The organism is Photobacterium proteolyticum (assembly GCF_001939735.1).
GTDB lineage: Bacteria > Pseudomonadota > Gammaproteobacteria > Enterobacterales > Vibrionaceae > Photobacterium > Photobacterium proteolyticum.
In genome coordinates, this window is the sequence record NZ_MJIL01000095.1 from 178,936 (window position 1) to 196,639 (window position 17,704).

The 17,704-nt window shown below is 44.8% G+C and carries 16 protein-coding genes and 1 riboswitch; of the genes, 4 read left to right on the forward strand and 12 right to left on the reverse strand.

Features of this window, described 5'->3' with window-relative positions:
- Positions 1-63 precede the first annotated feature (63 nt).
- From BIT28_RS24285 to BIT28_RS24320, 8 genes are all read right to left on the reverse strand, one after another.
- On the reverse strand, positions 64-1,269 hold the full coding sequence (locus BIT28_RS24285; protein ID WP_175577603.1) for an NnrS family protein: 1,206 nt from the start codon (positions 1,267-1,269) through the stop codon (positions 64-66).
- A 156-nt stretch (positions 1,270-1,425) separates the two neighbouring features.
- Complete coding sequence (locus BIT28_RS24290) at positions 1,426-2,292, reverse strand: DUF2861 family protein (RefSeq protein ID WP_083652119.1); 867 nt, start codon at positions 2,290-2,292, stop codon at positions 1,426-1,428.
- A complete protein-coding gene (locus tag BIT28_RS24295; RefSeq protein WP_075767525.1) occupies positions 2,292-2,963 on the reverse strand; it encodes a response regulator transcription factor in 672 nt (223 codons plus the stop codon). The genes BIT28_RS24290 and BIT28_RS24295 overlap by 1 nt, the downstream gene beginning before the upstream one ends.
- The gene (vxrA, locus tag BIT28_RS24300; RefSeq protein ID WP_075767526.1) at positions 2,938-4,380 is read right to left on the reverse strand and encodes a sensor histidine kinase VxrA; all 1,443 of its coding nucleotides are present in this window, start codon (positions 4,378-4,380) and stop codon (positions 2,938-2,940) included. Before vxrA ends, BIT28_RS24295 begins: the two co-directional genes overlap by 26 nt.
- A gap of 175 nt (positions 4,381-4,555) precedes the next feature.
- Positions 4,556-5,929: a Re/Si-specific NAD(P)(+) transhydrogenase subunit beta gene (gene pntB / locus BIT28_RS24305; RefSeq protein ID WP_075767527.1), complete on the reverse strand. Its 1,374-nt coding sequence runs from the start codon at positions 5,927-5,929 to the stop codon at positions 4,556-4,558.
- Between the two features lie 10 nt (positions 5,930-5,939).
- Positions 5,940-7,496, reverse strand: coding sequence for a Re/Si-specific NAD(P)(+) transhydrogenase subunit alpha (pntA, locus tag BIT28_RS24310; protein ID WP_075767528.1), 1,557 nt, complete (start codon positions 7,494-7,496; stop codon positions 5,940-5,942).
- A gap of 455 nt (positions 7,497-7,951) precedes the next feature.
- A complete protein-coding gene (locus BIT28_RS24315; RefSeq protein WP_075767529.1) occupies positions 7,952-8,230 on the reverse strand; it encodes an HlyU family transcriptional regulator in 279 nt (92 codons plus the stop codon).
- A 214-nt stretch (positions 8,231-8,444) separates the two neighbouring features.
- Positions 8,445-8,636 carry a hypothetical protein gene (locus BIT28_RS24320; protein ID WP_075767530.1) on the reverse strand — a complete coding sequence of 64 codons (192 nt, stop codon included), beginning with the start codon at positions 8,634-8,636 and terminating at the stop codon, positions 8,445-8,447.
- A gap of 412 nt (positions 8,637-9,048) precedes the next feature.
- Here BIT28_RS24320 and BIT28_RS24325 point away from each other — a divergent pair, with 412 nt between their 5' ends.
- Positions 9,049-9,858, forward strand: coding sequence for a hypothetical protein (locus tag BIT28_RS24325; protein ID WP_342743792.1), 810 nt, complete (start codon positions 9,049-9,051; stop codon positions 9,856-9,858).
- Here the strand turns inward: BIT28_RS24325 and BIT28_RS30235 are convergent.
- Positions 9,855-9,980, reverse strand: a complete 126-nt coding sequence (locus BIT28_RS30235; RefSeq protein ID WP_281251588.1) for a hypothetical protein — start codon at positions 9,978-9,980, stop codon at positions 9,855-9,857. The genes BIT28_RS24325 and BIT28_RS30235 overlap by 4 nt on opposite strands.
- A 9-nt stretch (positions 9,981-9,989) precedes the next feature.
- A riboswitch (FMN riboswitch) is annotated at positions 9,990-10,183 on the forward strand.
- A 149-nt stretch (positions 10,184-10,332) separates the two neighbouring features.
- Here BIT28_RS30235 and ribB point away from each other — a divergent pair.
- On the forward strand, positions 10,333-11,010 hold the full coding sequence (gene ribB, locus BIT28_RS24330; RefSeq protein WP_075767532.1) for a 3,4-dihydroxy-2-butanone-4-phosphate synthase: 678 nt from the start codon (positions 10,333-10,335) through the stop codon (positions 11,008-11,010).
- A gap of 443 nt (positions 11,011-11,453) precedes the next feature.
- Here the strand turns inward: ribB and BIT28_RS24335 are convergent, their stop codons facing one another.
- Entirely contained in the window at positions 11,454-12,095 is a 642-nt protein-coding gene (locus BIT28_RS24335; RefSeq protein ID WP_425439653.1) for a CatB-related O-acetyltransferase, read from the reverse strand.
- A 201-nt stretch (positions 12,096-12,296) separates the two neighbouring features.
- A complete protein-coding gene (locus tag BIT28_RS24340) occupies positions 12,297-14,054 on the reverse strand; it encodes a bifunctional metallophosphatase/5'-nucleotidase (RefSeq protein ID WP_075767533.1) in 1,758 nt (585 codons plus the stop codon).
- Between the two features lie 266 nt (positions 14,055-14,320).
- Between BIT28_RS24340 and BIT28_RS24345 the strand changes: the two genes are divergently transcribed.
- The gene (locus BIT28_RS24345; protein WP_075767534.1) at positions 14,321-15,259 is read left to right on the forward strand and encodes a YeeE/YedE thiosulfate transporter family protein; all 939 of its coding nucleotides are present in this window, start codon (positions 14,321-14,323) and stop codon (positions 15,257-15,259) included.
- A gap of 43 nt (positions 15,260-15,302) precedes the next feature.
- On the opposite strand, the gene BIT28_RS24350 is transcribed toward BIT28_RS24345, so the two are convergent.
- Complete coding sequence (locus BIT28_RS24350) at positions 15,303-15,698, reverse strand: VOC family protein (RefSeq protein ID WP_075767535.1); 396 nt, start codon at positions 15,696-15,698, stop codon at positions 15,303-15,305.
- 233 nt (positions 15,699-15,931) lie between these two features.
- On the opposite strand from BIT28_RS24350, the gene BIT28_RS24355 reads away from it, so the two are divergent.
- The gene (locus BIT28_RS24355) at positions 15,932-17,611 is read left to right on the forward strand and encodes an ATP-dependent endonuclease (protein WP_075767536.1); all 1,680 of its coding nucleotides are present in this window, start codon (positions 15,932-15,934) and stop codon (positions 17,609-17,611) included.
- The last annotated feature ends 93 nt before the right edge of the window (positions 17,612-17,704 follow it).

The following is a 17,704-nucleotide window of genomic DNA, read 5'->3' on the forward strand; positions in this document are numbered from 1 at the left end:
GTTCATTCTTATCGATATAAAGGGAGCGTTATTCTAGGGATAATCTAGGTGCTTGTCACCTATTTATCCCGGACGTCCATCCAATCGAGGCTTGGTTAAAATCGGATAATACACAACGGTGAAAATTGCAAAGGCAATTGCCCACAGAATCGCTGACAAAATATACCCATCAAGCATCAATGTTGGGAATAGCATGACGACTAAAGTTCGAATCAGTGCCGATGCCATAATTGTTACAAAAGCCGCTACCATGACACGATTGATCTGCAAACTTCTTCCGGTATGGCCGAGAGAAACACGCGCAATCATTGCCAGAATCATACACCCAATACCACCAACAGTAATGAAATGAAGCGCTACACTGTAACTAATATCTCCCGCTTGGAAGTGAACAGCAAGTAGAAGCATCCCAAGAATCATAAACATATAGGCAAAGTGCAACAGCCACAGCAGCGGATTTTTTAGCGTCGAGACTGTACGCCAGCGCACAAAACGAATCAGGTTAAAGATTCCTGTTGCTGCTAACAGCAGAGGTAAAGTGAACTCACTCAATGTCGCAGGTACTGGCAGCAGTACGTTTGCAAGCAGCAGCCAGCTTGGTATCAAGGCCCCTAGTTCAATCCACTTAACACGGGTGATCTGCTCGGTATTTGTCCCTCGCCATGTAAAGAACGGAATGACCCTGCCCCCAACAACGAGCACTATTACCGAAATCACAATCAGTGACATGAAGGATACTGAGCGAAGATCGGCTTCACCAACACCAAGCGCCAACATATGAAAGCGAGCGTTAAGATACGTTAACAGCAATATTAGAGGGGCGAAAAACAGGTTGTTCCATTGCTTGCGTATAACAATCGGCTTTGCGAGAAAATAAGCAGCCAAAGGCATCCAAAGCAGATCAAGAATCATAATTACTGTGCTTGGCGTTCCGATTAAAAGACCAATGCGGGCAAGCAACCAAAGCATGAATATTGAAGCCAGTTTCCAACCACGAACACCGGGGTTACCGGTCCAGTTTTGAACGGCAGTTAGCAAGAAGCCGATAATGACGGCACCGGTAAAGCCAAATAACATCTCATGGCTATGCCACCACAACGGATTGCCATACATCAACGCACTGAGATCAGCACTCCCAGACCAAAATAGAGCCCACAGCAGCATTGAAATCACTGAAAATGCACTAGCTCCAAGAAAAAAAGGACGAAAAGCTAAGCGAAAAACGGGGATTATTCGTTGTTCTTTCTCGCTATCGAGGATCTGCATCATAGGTAAACCTAACCCACATCTAAACATGCATTGATAATACACCTTAAAAGGTACAATTAAAATACATGTTTATAAATAAAATGCCCTTCTGTTGAGCAGGTTTACCGATTTTAGGGTGATTATTGATAAAACAGAGAGTTAGTCATAACTAAGAGATTACAACCCAGGGTAGTCGACAGGACGTGTAATAGTTTGTATATCCAAAATAGAGATATCACCTTGCCAGCGGCTTTCAATTAACCCGACACTTAGCCAATAACGTCCATCCGGTACATCAATTTTGGGTAATGTTGTCGGCAGCCGACCATCAACATCTTCGGTCCAGAGCGGAGTCCACGTAGTGTCATTCAGATCATACAGACTCATCGAAAGTACAGCTGACGGACAAGCGGGATCCGGTAATCGACCTTGCTCGATACGCCAATTTTTACTGTCCTTCCAGCCAATTCGTTGCTTCGCTGTAGGTTCGGTCAGCAATATCCAATGATTGAAGCTATCTTCACCGTCAGTATTAATAGTTAATTGATACAAACCGGCACTGATTGGTTTCTCAAGCCGACGGGTCTCGACAGAAAAATAACCACCTTCTTCTACGTTAGGTGTACTGGCGATGATGTTTTGATTTGGCCACTTAGTCAGTTTAACTTCAGCAATATTCGATTGAGTGACTCCCGCTATCGATAACTTAAGCATAGTTTGATTAAGATTCCGAATAACTTCACGCTCAATCGATAGATTAGGTATCCACGGCGGTAGCACCTTCTGAGCCAGGCTTCGTCCGCAGTCTTCCGTGACTGCCAGTTTGAATAACGCATTGAGATTGCTTCGTTGATCCTGATTTGGATCCTGCTGCCACGCCTGAACCATGCTGTCAAAACTATCAGACGTCTTACCTTCAAGCAGCCTTTGATGGGCAACAGTGTATGCATCTTGCCCTGTAAACCAGTTTGCAGCCACACTCGGTACAGCTAGCACCGAGTGTAGAATAAACAGTGAACAGGTATATGAAATCTTACTCTTCACTACGACGATTTCATCCGATAACCTACCCCACGCAGTGTTTCGATTTCGATACCAGCCAGCTTCTGGCGTAGCTGCAGGATATGCGTATCAACAGTACGTGTTGTTGGGTAATGATTGTAGCCCCAAACTTGGTCAAGAAGCTCGTCACGGGTGAACACACGACCAGAGTTCTTTGCCAGGAATACCAAAAGCTCAAACTCAGTACGAGTCAAAACAATAACGTCACTGCCCTGCCTAACCTCTCGGCTATCAAGGTCAATATCTATATCACCAACAGAGATTACATTGGCAACAGGCACCTCTTCTGTACTCGTACTGGCAGTACGCAGGTGTAAACGTATTCTTGCCAACAGTTCTTCTTCTGCGAACGGTTTGGTCAAATAATCTTTCGCTCCAGAATCCAACCCGACAACTTTGTCTGACACTGATACCATTGCAGTAAGCAGAATAACCGGCACATGCTTAATCAAGAGCCAGTCATTTAAATAATCCAGCGAGTCACCTTCCGGTAACTGGCGATCCAACACGACCAAATCAGCATTTGGCCATAAATCAGCAACCTTTGTCGCGCAATCGGCGTACAGGCATTCATAGCCAGCGTCTTTTAAGGCTTCGAGTAAACCATCGGCAAGGTTGCGGTCATCTTCAACCAGAAGCAGAGTTCGATTCACACGGTATCTCCAAAATAAATGTTGTAGGAGGGCCTTCAAGCTTCATGCGCCCTCCCATTCTACGAATCATCGATTCAACGATTGTAAGGCCAAGCCCCAAGCCTTTTTCACTTACAAAGGGCTTCCTTAATCTTGCCCAGTCTCGAGAACCAAGCGGTCCATTGTCTTTAACCCTTACAATCAGTTTTCCGTCACGGAACGATGAAGTTAATGTAACTGGCGCGGTGCCATATTTCTGAGCATTAGATAACAAATTATCAATACATGTGCCCAGCCAATAAATATTCACGTTTACGGATCTGTCTTCATCCAATACCAGGGACACATCCTCATAAGGTTCACTTAGGTATTCAATCCATTCGTTGAATGAATCTACCTGCTGAACACTCAGCTCCTGCTGATTAGCCTGTAAATAGTCCTTACTGGCTTCGGCAAGCTGTCGTAATCGTCTTGAGTCTTCCGTCAAACGCCTGAACTCATCATATAGACTTTCGGGCAAAGCATCAAAGTGACGTCTAAACCCTTCGACAGTCAGCGCCAAGCTGGCGATCGGCGTTCTGAGCTCATGAGTCAGTATTTGCAATACCAGCATCCTTTCCTGCATGGCACGACGACGAATGCGCAATCGATATGCTCCCCAGCCAATCAATAAGGCAACATTGGCAACAAGTAGACCAACCAACAAATAAAATGTCAGATGAGATTTATCCACCTCCTGCCAACATAGGTTGCCGCTTTTAACCAAACAAAAGTCAGTCTGGTTCAATCGGCTAAATGTAATATCATATTTATCAAGCGCAAAAGACCATGTTGGCTGGTCATAAATATGGTACTCATTGCCATTCCTAATCCAGAGTTCGCCGTTAGAGATAAAGGTCTCTGCCCCAGCGATAAATACCTGAATTTCATTGCTGCTCATGCGCTGCAAACGGCCAAGAATAGTATTCGTTGGGGCCAGTTTCCTTTCCTGAATATGCAAAAAACCATCAAGCTGCTCTGCTGAATCAGGGTGCTTTTCCAGATACCGGTCAGCATAGCTTCCACCACCAGGATGAATATAACCAGAGCGTACAAACCACCCCTTTGGCAATACTGTATTGTTACAAATGGCTCTGGTGAAAACGACAGGTTGAGTAACCAGAGGACTGACAGGCCAGGGACCTTTGCAAGTAATTGCGTTGGTATAAAGCCTTTTCAGTGATTTGAGTGGGTATGCTGCCGATTGAGGTAACAAACTAGAAGGTAATAACAACGAGTTTGGGAAGCGGCTTTGAAGCTGACGAAAATCGTATGTCGCTAAAGGCTCACTATTAAGTAGCTCTGAGCGCACCGCGCTAAGTCGATCGGGTAAATTCTCAACTGAAGCCAGGCTAGGCCCTGAAACAAATAGCAAAATTAATAAGACATACTTTTTCATAAGCAAAGTGTATCACTCAATGACCCCCTATTGTCAGAAAATTGTCATTAGTTTAAGACAGTTATGAAACAAGCACTTTCGTGCTATTAAAGTGATTGTTATTTCAGGCAGAAATTATTCAAAAAAAATGGGAGCCCCAAAGGCTCCCATTATTATCTATCTCAATATACAAATATTAGATATGTTCAAGAATCTTGTTACAAGAATCTTTTGCATCACCAAATAGCATCTGAGAGTTTTCTTTAAAGAACAATGGATTTTGTACACCAGCATAACCAGGGTTCATTGAACGTTTAAAGACAATAACGTGCTTGGCATTCCAAACTTCTAATACAGGCATACCTGCGATTGGGCTGTTCGGGTCTTCCATCGCCGCTGGGTTCACTGTATCGTTCGCGCCGATTACCAGTACAACATCCGTCTCGGACAGATCATCGTTAATCTCATCCATTTCAAGAACGACGTCATAAGGTACTTTCGCTTCAGCAAGCAGTACGTTCATGTGGCCAGGCAGACGACCCGCTACTGGGTGAATACCGAAACGCACATTAACACCTTTCTTGCGTAGCTTGTCAGTGATCTCATGTACTGGATACTGTGCCTGGGCAACGGCCATACCGTATCCAGGAGTGATCACAACAGACTTCGCATCACACAGCATTTCAGCGACTTCTTCAGCCGACGCTTCGCGGTGCTCGCCGTAATCTTGATCTGCTGACTCAACAACTTCGGTACCGAAACCACCGGCAATAACGCTGATGAACGAACGGTTCATCGCCTTACACATGATGTAAGAAAGGATTGCACCAGAAGAACCAACCAGAGCACCTGTTACGATTAGCAGGTCGTTCGCCAGCATGAAACCAGCTGCTGCCGCTGCCCAACCTGAGTAGGAGTTAAGCATTGAAACAACAACAGGCATATCCGCACCACCGATTGAAGCAACCAGGTGATAACCGAACGCAAATGCAATCAAGGTAACAAGGATAAGCGCGAACGTTGAACCTTCTACACTCACGAAGTAGAACATCAGAAGAACTGAAACTACAATCGCAGCCAGGTTTAGCTTGTGACGGTGTGGAAGCATCAGAGACTTAGAGTCAATAATGCCACGCAGCTTACCGAACGCTACAATCGAACCGGTAAAGGTTACCGCACCGATGAATACACCAAGGAACACTTCAACAAGGTGAATGTTCAATAGCGCACCAGTTAGGTCACCATGGTCAATGTAAGTGTTAAAGCCAACAAGAACAGCAGCCAGACCTACAAAGCTGTGAAGAATAGCAACCAGTTCTGGCATTTCAGTCATTTCAACTTTCTGCGCCAGACGGATACCAATAGCTCCACCAATTACCATCGCCAGAATAATCCAACCAGTTCCCTGTGCTTCAGGACCGAAAATAGTGGCAATCAGCGCAATAGCCATACCCGCAATACCGTAATAGTTACCGGCGCGTGCGGTTTCTTGCTTGGATAGACCCGCAAGAGACATGATAAAAAGTACCGCAGCAACAATATATGCTGCTTGTACGATTCCTGCAGACATGTGTTACTCCTTATTTGTCTTTACGGAACATTTCAAGCATCCGCTTGGTGACGAAGAAGCCACCGAATATGTTGATACTTGCAATGAGTACGGCAATAAATGCTAAGAGAGTGACCAAACCGATACCTTGACCGATCTGCAATAAAGCACCAACGATGATGATGCCGGAAATTGCATTGGTAACAGACATTAGCGGTGTATGCAGTGCGTGCGTTACGTTCCATACAACGTAGTAACCCACAACACATGCCAGTACGAATACCGTAAAGTGAGAAAGGAATTCAGCAGGCGCGTAATTTGCGATCCAACCAAATGCTGCAATACCAGCAGCCATCAGTCCGTATTTCTTCGCCGGAGAAGCAGGCTCTTCTTTCACCTCTTCTGGCGCAGCAACTTCCTGAACTGGCTGTTGTGGCTGAGCAGATACCTTGATAGGTGGCGCAGGCCAAGTTACTTCACCTTCTTTGATAACAGTAAGACCGCGTAACACTTCGTCGTCGAAGTTGATGTCGATATTACCGTCTTTTTCTTTACAAAGAAGTTTAAGCAGGTTAACCAGGTTTGTACCGTACAGCTGAGAAGACTGCGTAGGCAGACGACCAACCATATCAGTGTAACCAATGATCTTAACGCCGTTCTCGGTAGTAATAACCTTGTCAGCCTCGGTGTAAGCACAGTTACCACCGTTTGCTGCCGCAAGGTCAACGATAACACTGCCCGACTTCATTGAATCAACCATCTCTTTGGTGATCAATTCCGGTGCCGGACGGCCAGGGATCAATGCGGTTGTAATGATGATATCAACGTCTTTGGCCTGCTCTGCGTATAGACGCTCGGCAGCTTTGTTGAACTCATCAGACATTTCTTTTGCATAGCCATCACCAGTGCTGGTGTCTTCCTTGTAGTCGACTTCAAGGAATTCGGCTCCCATGGATTCAACCTGCTCTTTAACTTCAGGACGAACGTCAAAGGCACGAACGATAGCACCCAGGCTACCAGCAGCACCGATAGCAGCAAGACCGGCAACACCAGCACCCGCAACAAGTACTTTGGCAGGCGGTACTTTACCAGCTGCAGTAATTTGGCCCGTAAAGAAACGTCCAAACTCGTGAGCTGACTCAACAACAGCGCGATAACCGGCAATGTTAGCCATCGAACTCAAGGCATCAAGTGCCTGAGCACGAGAAATACGAGGCACTGAGTCCATTGCCATTACGTTGATGTTTTTGCCTGATAGCTTTTCGAGCAACTCAGGATTCTGAGCCGGCCAAATGAAGCTGACAAGGCTTGCGCCTTCTTTAATCAAGTCAAATTCGTCAACGCCAGTTTCATCGTTTACCTGCGGTGCATTAACTTTCAGAATAAGATCTGACTGCCATACTTCCTCAGTTGAAACGACTGTCGCACCCGCAGCTTCATAAGCTGCATTGTCGAAACTTGCGTGTATACCAGCGTTTTGCTCAATCGCAACGCTGAACCCCATTTTTATAAGCTGATCAACCGTTTTAGGTGTCGCAGCCACTCGCGTTTCATTGGCGAGTATTTCTTTTGGCACACCAATTTGCATTATTATTCCCTGAACATTGGCAAAGAAGTAACGATTTTGTATCCAACCCACTCAGTAATATCAAGTACTTTGTAGGAATAATACAAAACTTTCCAACATATACGTTGTTATTTACAACGAATGTTACCTTCTAACAGAAATAAAAGAACGTTTATAACACCTGGACAGAGGTCAAACCACGAATAAAATTAACAAAATACGCACGAAAAGCTGCATAAATCGCCATGCTTACCGAGTTTAACCATCTAATCGTCCAAAACAGCACTCTGATTGTGCAGAATACTTGTTTAAAACTCACCAGAAGAAGATACGCCTTGAAAGCTTAATTGGCATAACTTAAGCCTATCTATCCCTGATGAAGTTGCGCAAAACTTACTACTTCCCAGTAGCACCACCTGCCCAGACAAAAACAAAAAAAGCCAGTGGCAGGTACTGGCTTCTTTTGAATAGAATTCTCACTGAAACATGCTGTCGCCAGTTTGATCGATGAACATCTTCGCTTTGTTCAACATAAACTCTTCAGCATCTTGCTTTGATGCAAGTAAATCTGAGCGAATAAATGTATGAGTTTTCATCTCTCCATCAATTTGCTTGCAGATCCGGCCTGCTATACGGAATTGCCCGCCTTCAGCAATAGGCTCTGGATAGATCAGATAGCCTTCGTATTCTACAGGCTCCACCTCAGAAACCTTGCTTTCTTTATCTAACCCAAACAGTTTTGAGAAAAAACCCACTAAATTCATCTCCGTGGCTTATACACATACGGGACCATAATGCCATATTCTTGAAAAAAATAATTAAACCAAGATTAAAATATGGCAAAAAAGTTCAATAAAAATGCCGCCCACAGAAACAAGATTGCAACAATTCAGATAAGATTAATTAAAGAAGACAAAAACGCCGGCAAAAGCCGGCGTTTCTTTGATGTCCTTTGGTTCTGACTTGCTGCTATCGGTACAGACCGATGTCTTTTTGCAGGTGCGCAGGTAAATCAGAAACATTATATTGCTTAGGCGTTTTTTTACCACCAAACAAGATATCCAATGCGTGTGCAATCAATCCTTTGATGTTAACCGCATAGGCTTTTTTGTCCATTGCGGCTGGGGTTGCGATGGTGTCAAAATTCAGTGCCTGTGCCATGATTGCCTCTCTTTTGTTGTATTTTTGAACTGAGGTAATCTTAACTGCTTATTTTTCCTTCCAAAAATGACAATATTTCCATATCAGGATTAGTTTTCCTAATGTGTTAAGTTGCAGTTAAAAGGGCAAAAAAAGCCTAGTCTAAAGCTGCAGGTTTTATGCATAAATACCCGCAAAAACACCATTCAATTGCTTGTTTAGCATAAGCTTGCATTCGGCTTACTTTTTGTATAACAATAATGCAACATGTCATAAGAAAATAAAATTTATGCTGAGCTTCCTATCACGTCATTCGTCTCTATTACTTATCATTGCAGCTGTATGCGGGTTCGCATTTCCATCAGCTTCCGCAGCCGTATTTCCCTACCTTCCCTATATTTTATTTTGCTTAATGCTCTTTACATTGCTTGGCATGCAACAGCGCGAATTAATCAAAATGCTGGCACTGCGCTCTGTGTGGCTATATGCCGGCTTTCATTCCGTGTTCCTCTCACTCGTAAGCTGTTCTATAGCCCTTCTTGCTGGCGCCAGCGCCTCACTAACGCTTGCTATATCAGCTGTCGCTGCCACAGGCTCACTATTTGCCACGCCTGCCATAGCCCGCTCTGTGGGCCTTGAGCCCCTAAAAGCAATGGCCATAACCATCTCTTCGACACTGCTAATGCCTGTTGTGCTCTATGTGAACTTATTGCTTTTTCAGGACAGTAGCTTTTCACTGGATATGCAAAGCTACCTTCAGCGTTTGGTTATATTCATTTTTGGCCCAATGCTATTTTCTGCAGTGTGTTACCGTGTTGTTCCTCGTAACCTGCTCAGCCGGGTACATGCAAAACTATCCCAGGTAACTATCTTATTAGTGTTGGCTTTTCCATTTGGCCTGATTGGCCCTTTTAGGGAAGTATTCGATCAGTCATATTCAGCAGGTATCGTTTTCTTCTTTATTGGACTAGCTATTTGCGCCTTATACTTTCTTGCAGGTTATGTAGCCTACGCCAGGGCTGGTATCAATGAAGGATTACTGGCAGCGATTACCTCAGCTAATCGTAATGTACTGCTTACATTTACCGTTGCAGGCAGCTACCTGGGGCCCGATTTTTTGATCCTGATGGGGGCAATTCAACTACCTACCTATTGTTTACCTATGCTCGTCAAGTGGCTCAATCGCTATCTAAGAAAAAGTACTGTACTCAAAACATCAGCGTCCTCCAATGCTGATATCTAACGACCAAGGAAGCTGGTTGAAATCCGCGCGAACTCTGATGACAAATCACTCAGCGAGCCATCCAGTTCAAACTTATGCGCCAAAATCGACACTTTCTCTTGCTTGTATCGGTTGATTTCCATAAGATTTCTTCGAATTCTCAGGGCGGGGCGAAATTCCCCACCGGCGGTAGTTCAAACAGCAGAGTCTGCCATTTGAAAAGCCCGCGAGCGCTTAAAAGGTTTGTTACGCAACCAACCTTTTAAGGTCAGCAGATCTGGTCCAGTACTTACTATAAGTATCAATCCAGAGCCGACGGTTATAGTCCGGATGAAAGAGAATCGGTGATGGCCCTTGGCCATAGGCTTTTACAATACAAATGCCGATGCAAGTTGGCTTTGTTATACCTTTCTGTAAAGCTATTTTAGCATTGGCTAAAACGCTGACTTTTCACGCCCTGATTCTGGTATCTTTTTTATTTGGAGTACTTTTACCATGAATCAGTCACTACTATCCCCTTTTGGTACGCCGTTCGAGCGTGTTGAAGCTGGTCTTGATGCAATCCGCAACGGTCGCGGTGTTCTTGTTGTTGACGATGAAGATCGTGAAAACGAAGGAGACATCATTTTCTCTGCTGAAACACTTACCGCAGAACAAATGGCAATTATGATCCGTGAATGTTCAGGCATTGTTTGCCTGTGCCTGACTGAAGAGCGCGTCGAGCAGCTTGAACTACCAATGATGGTTGAAAACAATACCAGTGCAAACCAGACTGGATTCACCGTCACTATCGAAGCGGCCCATGGTGTAACTACAGGCGTATCTGCAGCCGATCGTGTAACGACGATTAAAGCGGCAATTGCAGACGGAGCAAAACCTGCCGATTTAAGCCGCCCTGGTCATGTATTCCCACTTAAAGCAAATCCTGAAGGTGTACTGGCGCGTCGTGGTCATACCGAAGCAACTATTGATTTGATGAGGCTTTCAGGCTTGAAGCCTTACGGTGTACTTTGTGAGCTCACTAATCCAGATGGCACAATGGCCCGCCTGCCAGAAGTAATTAAGTTTGGTGAGAAGTTTGATATGCCTGTACTGACAATCGAAGATTTAGCCGCTTATCGACTAGCAAAGGAAGTCGCTAATTCTGAACAGCCAGAGGCTATTACCGCTTGATAAGTGAGAAATGAGACTAAAAAGCCGCGACCAAGCGCGGCTTTTTACCGATCAACGCATTCATTATATTCACAGTAGGTATATCCAAATAGTGTTAAACGCCAGCTGCTGGGATAAAATAAATCAACACAGACCAAGCTGAAATCCACCCAGTTACCATTGCCACATCGACCCAATCACGACTCATACCACATCTCCACAATTACTTACCTGACTACCTTTTATCGTCATAGGCTTTTAAGTCTTTAGTTTTTTTTTGCATCTTTCTATTAATTAGCTGAATTATTTTTAACTTGCTCCCAAATATATTCCCCTCCTGAATAAATAAAAAAAGGAGTGCCATTTAAATGGCACTCCAGATGCTCAAATTACAATATTTTGACGACATTTAACGGCAATAAAGCGCAATTTCGATGCAGTTATTACGTTAAGATTCTGAGACTTTACTCTTGTTCATAGTCTTTGATTGCCCTTTCAAGGGCGGTCAAATCAGAGCTGCATAAATATGGTTTCAGGGAGTCGAACTTATCTTCAGGCCAACTGTAGATATCAAATTCTACCAATTTATCTATCACCTCACGGGAAAAACGATAGCGTATATGCTTTGCCGGATTGCCTCCAACAATACTATAGGGCTCAACGTTCTTGGTAACGACACTATTGGCGGCTATCACCGCTCCCTCACCTATTGTAACGCCAGGCATAATCATTGCCCGCATACCAATCCAGCAACCATCACCTATATGGGTATCACCTTTACCGATATAGGATTCTTCAATATGATCCATAAACGGGTAGAGCGAAAACCAATCAACCCGGTGGTTATGGTTTCCTCCCATCAAAATGACAACTTCTGCCGCGATACACACATAGTCACCGATATAGAGTTTATCGACTTCCCATCGTGTGGGCGCATCACGGGTTAGCTCATCACCGAGCAGGTAACGAACCACGGATTGTTCAAAACCATCGTCCCAATAATCACTGTAATAACTGTGATTGCCCTTAACGACAATATTTTTATTAGTGACAACGTCACTAAGCAGTTGAGTTTTTGTCCAAGTTTTATTTGTCAGTTTTTTCATGGCATCGCCTATATCAGTCAATCAGCTGACTGTTTCGTTATTTGCTCTGCGCCACGGAACGTTATGAAGTTTGTCCAAACAAACCCCGTCGTCTATGGCGATAATTCTACGTCCGGAGAATTATCACCGCCTTGCTAACCCTTGGTTGGTTTAGCAACGGCCTATAAAAGGTGTATTGATTCATTTTGGTGACTTATCTAATCAGGCGACAACCTGAGAGCATTCGCATGGAATATAGGAGATCAGCGTTTCTGTCGGTGCAGCCAACGCCCCCATTTCTTTTGCATACGTTGAAAAAGCATCTGCCATCGTTACGTTGAGTGTCACTGGTTCAGAAACGCAGTCCAGCAACGCACTATAGCCTTCTTTACCCGTGGCCGTATAACCAGAAGAAACCGAGGTATAAACCGTCTCATCATCAATATCGTTCCAGATTCCATCCTTGAACGTTTGCAAGCTTTCGATTCGCAAACCAGGTGACGAACAACAACGATAGGTGAAGCGCAAATGTGATGTATAAGGGAAGCTGCCACTCCCTGTTCCCTCAACACCATTATCAATGGCATTGTTAATCGCCCCTTCCAAGGCAGCCCTGATCTGCCTACCTTTCACCTGATAGACCATTAGTTCAATCGCGAAAGGAAGCAATTTACCGGCAATATCAGCCGACGTAATTGGACCAGGGTTAAGCGAGGCTCTAACCCCACCAGCATTGTGAATAGCAAAATCAACGTCATGACCCAGCTGCCGCCCCTTCCAGACAAAGCTATCAACCACCAGCGGTGCTATCTGGCTTCCGCCTTTATGATCGGGGATCCTGACATGGCGTAAAGGCTCCACCGCTTCTGCAATATGCTGTGTTTGAAGCTGACGTACATCAGGACGGTAGTCTGTGTTGAGGATATTCTCTATAAACGGGTCTTTGGCACAAAAGCGAACATTTGCTTGTGCCTTCAGATACTGTTTGACCGCATCATGGCTACTTTCGTCAAGGTGCTCACTTCGCGTTGCATCCACAGTAAATTGTCTTCCCAACAAGAGCTGGTTTGCCCCGCTAGCACTGGCGACAGTACCATCCGGATTAAAATCGAGTTCAAGCTGCCCCAGTGCCAATGCATTGCATCCAGCCTGTACCACACAGGTACCGTTTACCATTTTCGCATAGGAGTCAGTGACACCGTAACCGATATTGGAAAAGTCGCCCTGCATTGTGTGGGTATGTCCGCCGATAATTGCACCAATTCCATCAACCTGAGAGGCTAACTCGAGATCCCGGTCATAGCCAAGATGGCTTAGCAAAACAATTTTGTTGATCCCTTGCTGTCTGATAGCCGAAATAGTTTTCTCAGCAACGCTCACAACATTGAGGAAATATGTGTCAGGATCAGGGTTGGCAATACCCGCCATATTCTCAATGGCCAACCCAAAAATCGCGACCGGTTCACCTTCAACATCTTTAACGATATAGCGGCCATGATCATTGGTGTTATCGAATGCGTAAACATTGTTCTTGCTACGGAGCGGATTAGACTTGGACTGGTTTTCATCCGCCAAGTCCCAGTTGGCTACCAACAGAGGAAAATTAGCCTGATCCATGAAATCAGCAACAACGCCATTGCCCATGTCCAGCTCATGATTACCCAACGCCATGGCTTCGACACCAATTGCATTGAGCAATTTTGCATTCGCCAAACCTTTATAGAGTGAGAAAAACAATGTGCCCTGAAAGCAATCGCCTGCATGGACAAACATAAACTCACGCCCTTTCAGGTGTGCCTGCATTTTGACATCCTTAACCGCTGACGACACGCGGGAGAACCCACCACAGCTTGCATAAACCGACGTCTCCGCGTCCAGTACTTGTTCGGGCAAACTGAGTGATATCGAAGAAGGTTCAAAGTGTGAATGTGTGTCGTTGATATGCGCGATTGTTAATTTCGCTAAGCGGTGCATTGTCATATAGGCTTATTGCTCTCCATTTCTTTCTTTATCTCTGGTATAAGACATCATCATAATACAATATGACTCAAATCACATAATTTCCTGATACATTATTTTACACAAACTAAGTTTGTGACATTTGACAAGGTGTATGAGAGTTCTAGCAGCACTTCATTCGATATGTCTTTACGCCAAGCCGTAGACACTCTTCCCGGCGAATCAGCCTGAGCCTGACGTATTATAGTTAAAAGATAATCACTACAAATTTATGACAGGGCGATATCATGCTTGGTTATCTGTTACCTATTATTCTTGCCTGCCTAGTCGGTATTCTTGCTCAGAAAACAGGCCTTTGTATGGTAAGAGGTGTTCAGGAGCTACTAGCCAAACGCCCCGGATTTCTTGCCACAATATTGTGCTGCGGGTTTTGGTTCTGGCTCGTCACCCCCTATGCTATTGAAGACAGTATCAGCCTCGCAATGAACCGCCATTCCGTCAGCACTCCGTTCATCTTGGGGGGATTACTGTTCGGGCTGGGAGCAGCCATCAATAAAGGCTGCTCTATATCAACCATCACCAAGCTATCCAAGGGCCATTACCATATGTTTGCTACGGTGGGCGGATGGCTCATCGGATGGTGCCTACTCGCCTCTATTCCAACAGATCTTAACTACACCCCACTCGCACCGATAACAAGCCCCTCCGTTACCGTGGTTGTGGTGTTGTTTGTTCTTGTTGCGATCATCATGTTTAGGATACCGCCGCAACGAAGACCGATTCTTCTTGGCATCATATTATTTGGTGTTATTGCAAGTATTCTTACATACCAGGTACCTGAATGGTCACCCAGCCAGCTGTTCAAAGACATCTCTGCCGCCAGTATTCACGGGGAAACAGAGAAGTGGCCGCCTTTGCAACGTTACCTAATACTTGTCGGTCTTGTCTTCGGAATGAGCATTAGCGCTAAAAAGCGACTCTCAGTCCAGGAGTTTGAACTAAGGCCAAGCCAGATTATCGTTCACTTAATTGCAGGAATAATCATGGGCATTGGTGCTTCGCTAGCGTTAGGTGGCAATGACTCGCAGTTACTCATCGCTCTGCCATCTTTCTCACCCGCAGGTGCCATTACTATCTTCTGTATGATTGCGGGGATCACTTGCGGGATTTTAATCAGAAAAGCTATCCAGCATTTTACTGACAGAGCGACGGATACTGACCAGTAAAACTGGCGAAAGCCCTATCGCTCATAGTCACGTATATAGCTGTTTACTGGTAGCGGCCATGGCGCTGCAGGAACTCAACTTTATAACCATCAGGATCCTGAACAAAAAAGAACTTCGCCAGTAATATACCATCACGGAAGAATTCTTTTATCTCAGCAGGCTCATACCCAAACGCCTCTAGTTTCTCATGCTCTGCTTCCAAGTCATCAACCGCGACTGCGATATGACCATAGCCTGTACCATGAGTGTATGGCTCTTCTGTACCTTCATTCCAGGTCAGTTCGAGTTCCATATCGTTTTCTTCATTGCGCAGATAGACAAGGCTAAAGCCTTCAAAATCCAATCGCTCAGCAATATCAAGATCAAGCGCCTGCTTATAGAATTTCAATGATTTATCAAGATCCAAAACACGGATCATAGAATGGATTATCTTAGCCATCTGACAACTCCAGTAAATTATTTATCTTTTTCAATTACACCTAAGCAGTTGAAGGTTAAGTCAAATGCCGGCAAATTCAGTTTTCCGGACTATATCAACCAGGCTGAATAACAACAAGCTTTCAGTCTAATTTGGCGATTGAGTCTTTAAAATCAATGAGTTCTTACTGTTCTGTGAGCTTGACACGCACATATACGACAAAGGTGCTGTACTCTAAATATTAGAGGTGAACTATGCAGCTAAACCGAATTGAAGTTTCTGGATTCAGAGGGATCAAACGCCTATCACTGACTTTTGACGAGTTAACGGTGCTTATCGGTGAAAACGCCTGGGGTAAGTCTTCATTGCTCGATGCGTTAAGTATTGCCCTCTCTCCGGACACCAAGTTTTATAATTTTAAGTTCTCAGATTTTCATGTCGACTACACGGCAGGTCATAACAAGATGACCCAGTTGCAGATCGTTCTTCATTGGAAAGAAGACTATCCGGGAGAATATAAATTACGAAAATACAAGTGCTTTGCTCCCCTTTGGGTTCAAGGTAACGATGATATCAAGCACCTTTATTATCAACTCGACAGCATTGTCAAAGACGATAAAATCATTAATCATCGTGCATTCCTTAACCAAAACGCCCAAGTTATAGATTGCTACGACAATGACAAGCTCGCTCGCCAGCTGATGATTTTACACCCTATTGTCAGGATTAGAGATGCGCGCAGGCTGCGTACTGAACCAGTCAGCAGCAATGGTAACGGGAATGGCCACAGCAATGGTAATGGGAATGGTGACAAAGAAAAGACTGAAAACGCGCGTATCCAACGCCGGCTTGAAAACACTTGCGAACGGCTTATGACCCGACCGGGACATGTTAGCCCTGAAGAGATAAAAAGCAGCATTAATGCGTTAAGGACCCTGGTCGATCATTATTTCGCTTTTACGCCACACAATCGCTCGAAAGATTTCAACCGCGCTCATTTTCCGGTCAAAGCTCAGTACGCCGTCAACCCGTTGGAACAGCTCACCCAACCACAGATGACCAAACAAGGTCGACTGGTGCTAATGGGCTTACTCAATGCGTTTATCCGAGCAAGAGGGCCGGTTGAACTGAAGCGTATTTCACGCCCTATTATGATTCTCGAAGATCCTGAAGGCCGGCTTCACCCAACCATTCTGCACCAGGCCTGGTCATTTATTATGAATATGCCGATGCAGAAGATCTTAACGACCAATAGCCCGGATCTAACGAGTGTTGTGCCATTACACACAATCAAAAAGCTTATTCGTGAGCCGGACCGTACTCATGTCTATTCGATACTACCAAAGAGACTCAGCCGTGACGAAGAAAGACGGGTAACTTTCCATGTTCGGCTTCATCGGCCCAATGCACTATTTGCCCGTGCCTGGTTATTAGTCGAAGGGGAAACCGAAGTCTGGTTATTTAATGAGTTTGCCCGTATCTGCGGTTATAACCTGGCCGCTGAAGGCGTACAAATTATTGAGTTTGCACAAAGTGGCCTGAAGCCGCTCATTAAGGTAGCGAGAAGCTTAGGGATTGAGTGGCATCTCGTCGCTGACGGTGATCTGGCCGGTAAAAAATATGCCGATACGGTCCGAAATTTATTGGGCACCGAAGCCGAACGCCACCGACTAACCGTGCTGCCTAACCGGGATATCGAACACTTCCTGTTTAACAATGGTTACGAGCCTTTGTTCCGTCGTTTGGCAAACATTCCTCATGATAGTCAGGTACCGCCCAAAAAGATTATATTGAGGGCACTTAAGCGTCACGCCAAACCGGATGTCGCGCTGGCCATGGTTGAATATACCGACGAAGATAACATTGAAGAGATCCCACTTCTGCTTAGGTGGATACTCAAGCGGATTGTTGCGATGTCGCGGGGAGTCAGTTAACTACTATCGACACAATTGATGTCACAGTTTCGCAATAAATATCAAAACTTCGACGCCTTGGCTTTGTTGCATAAAAGTTATTGGATAAAATTA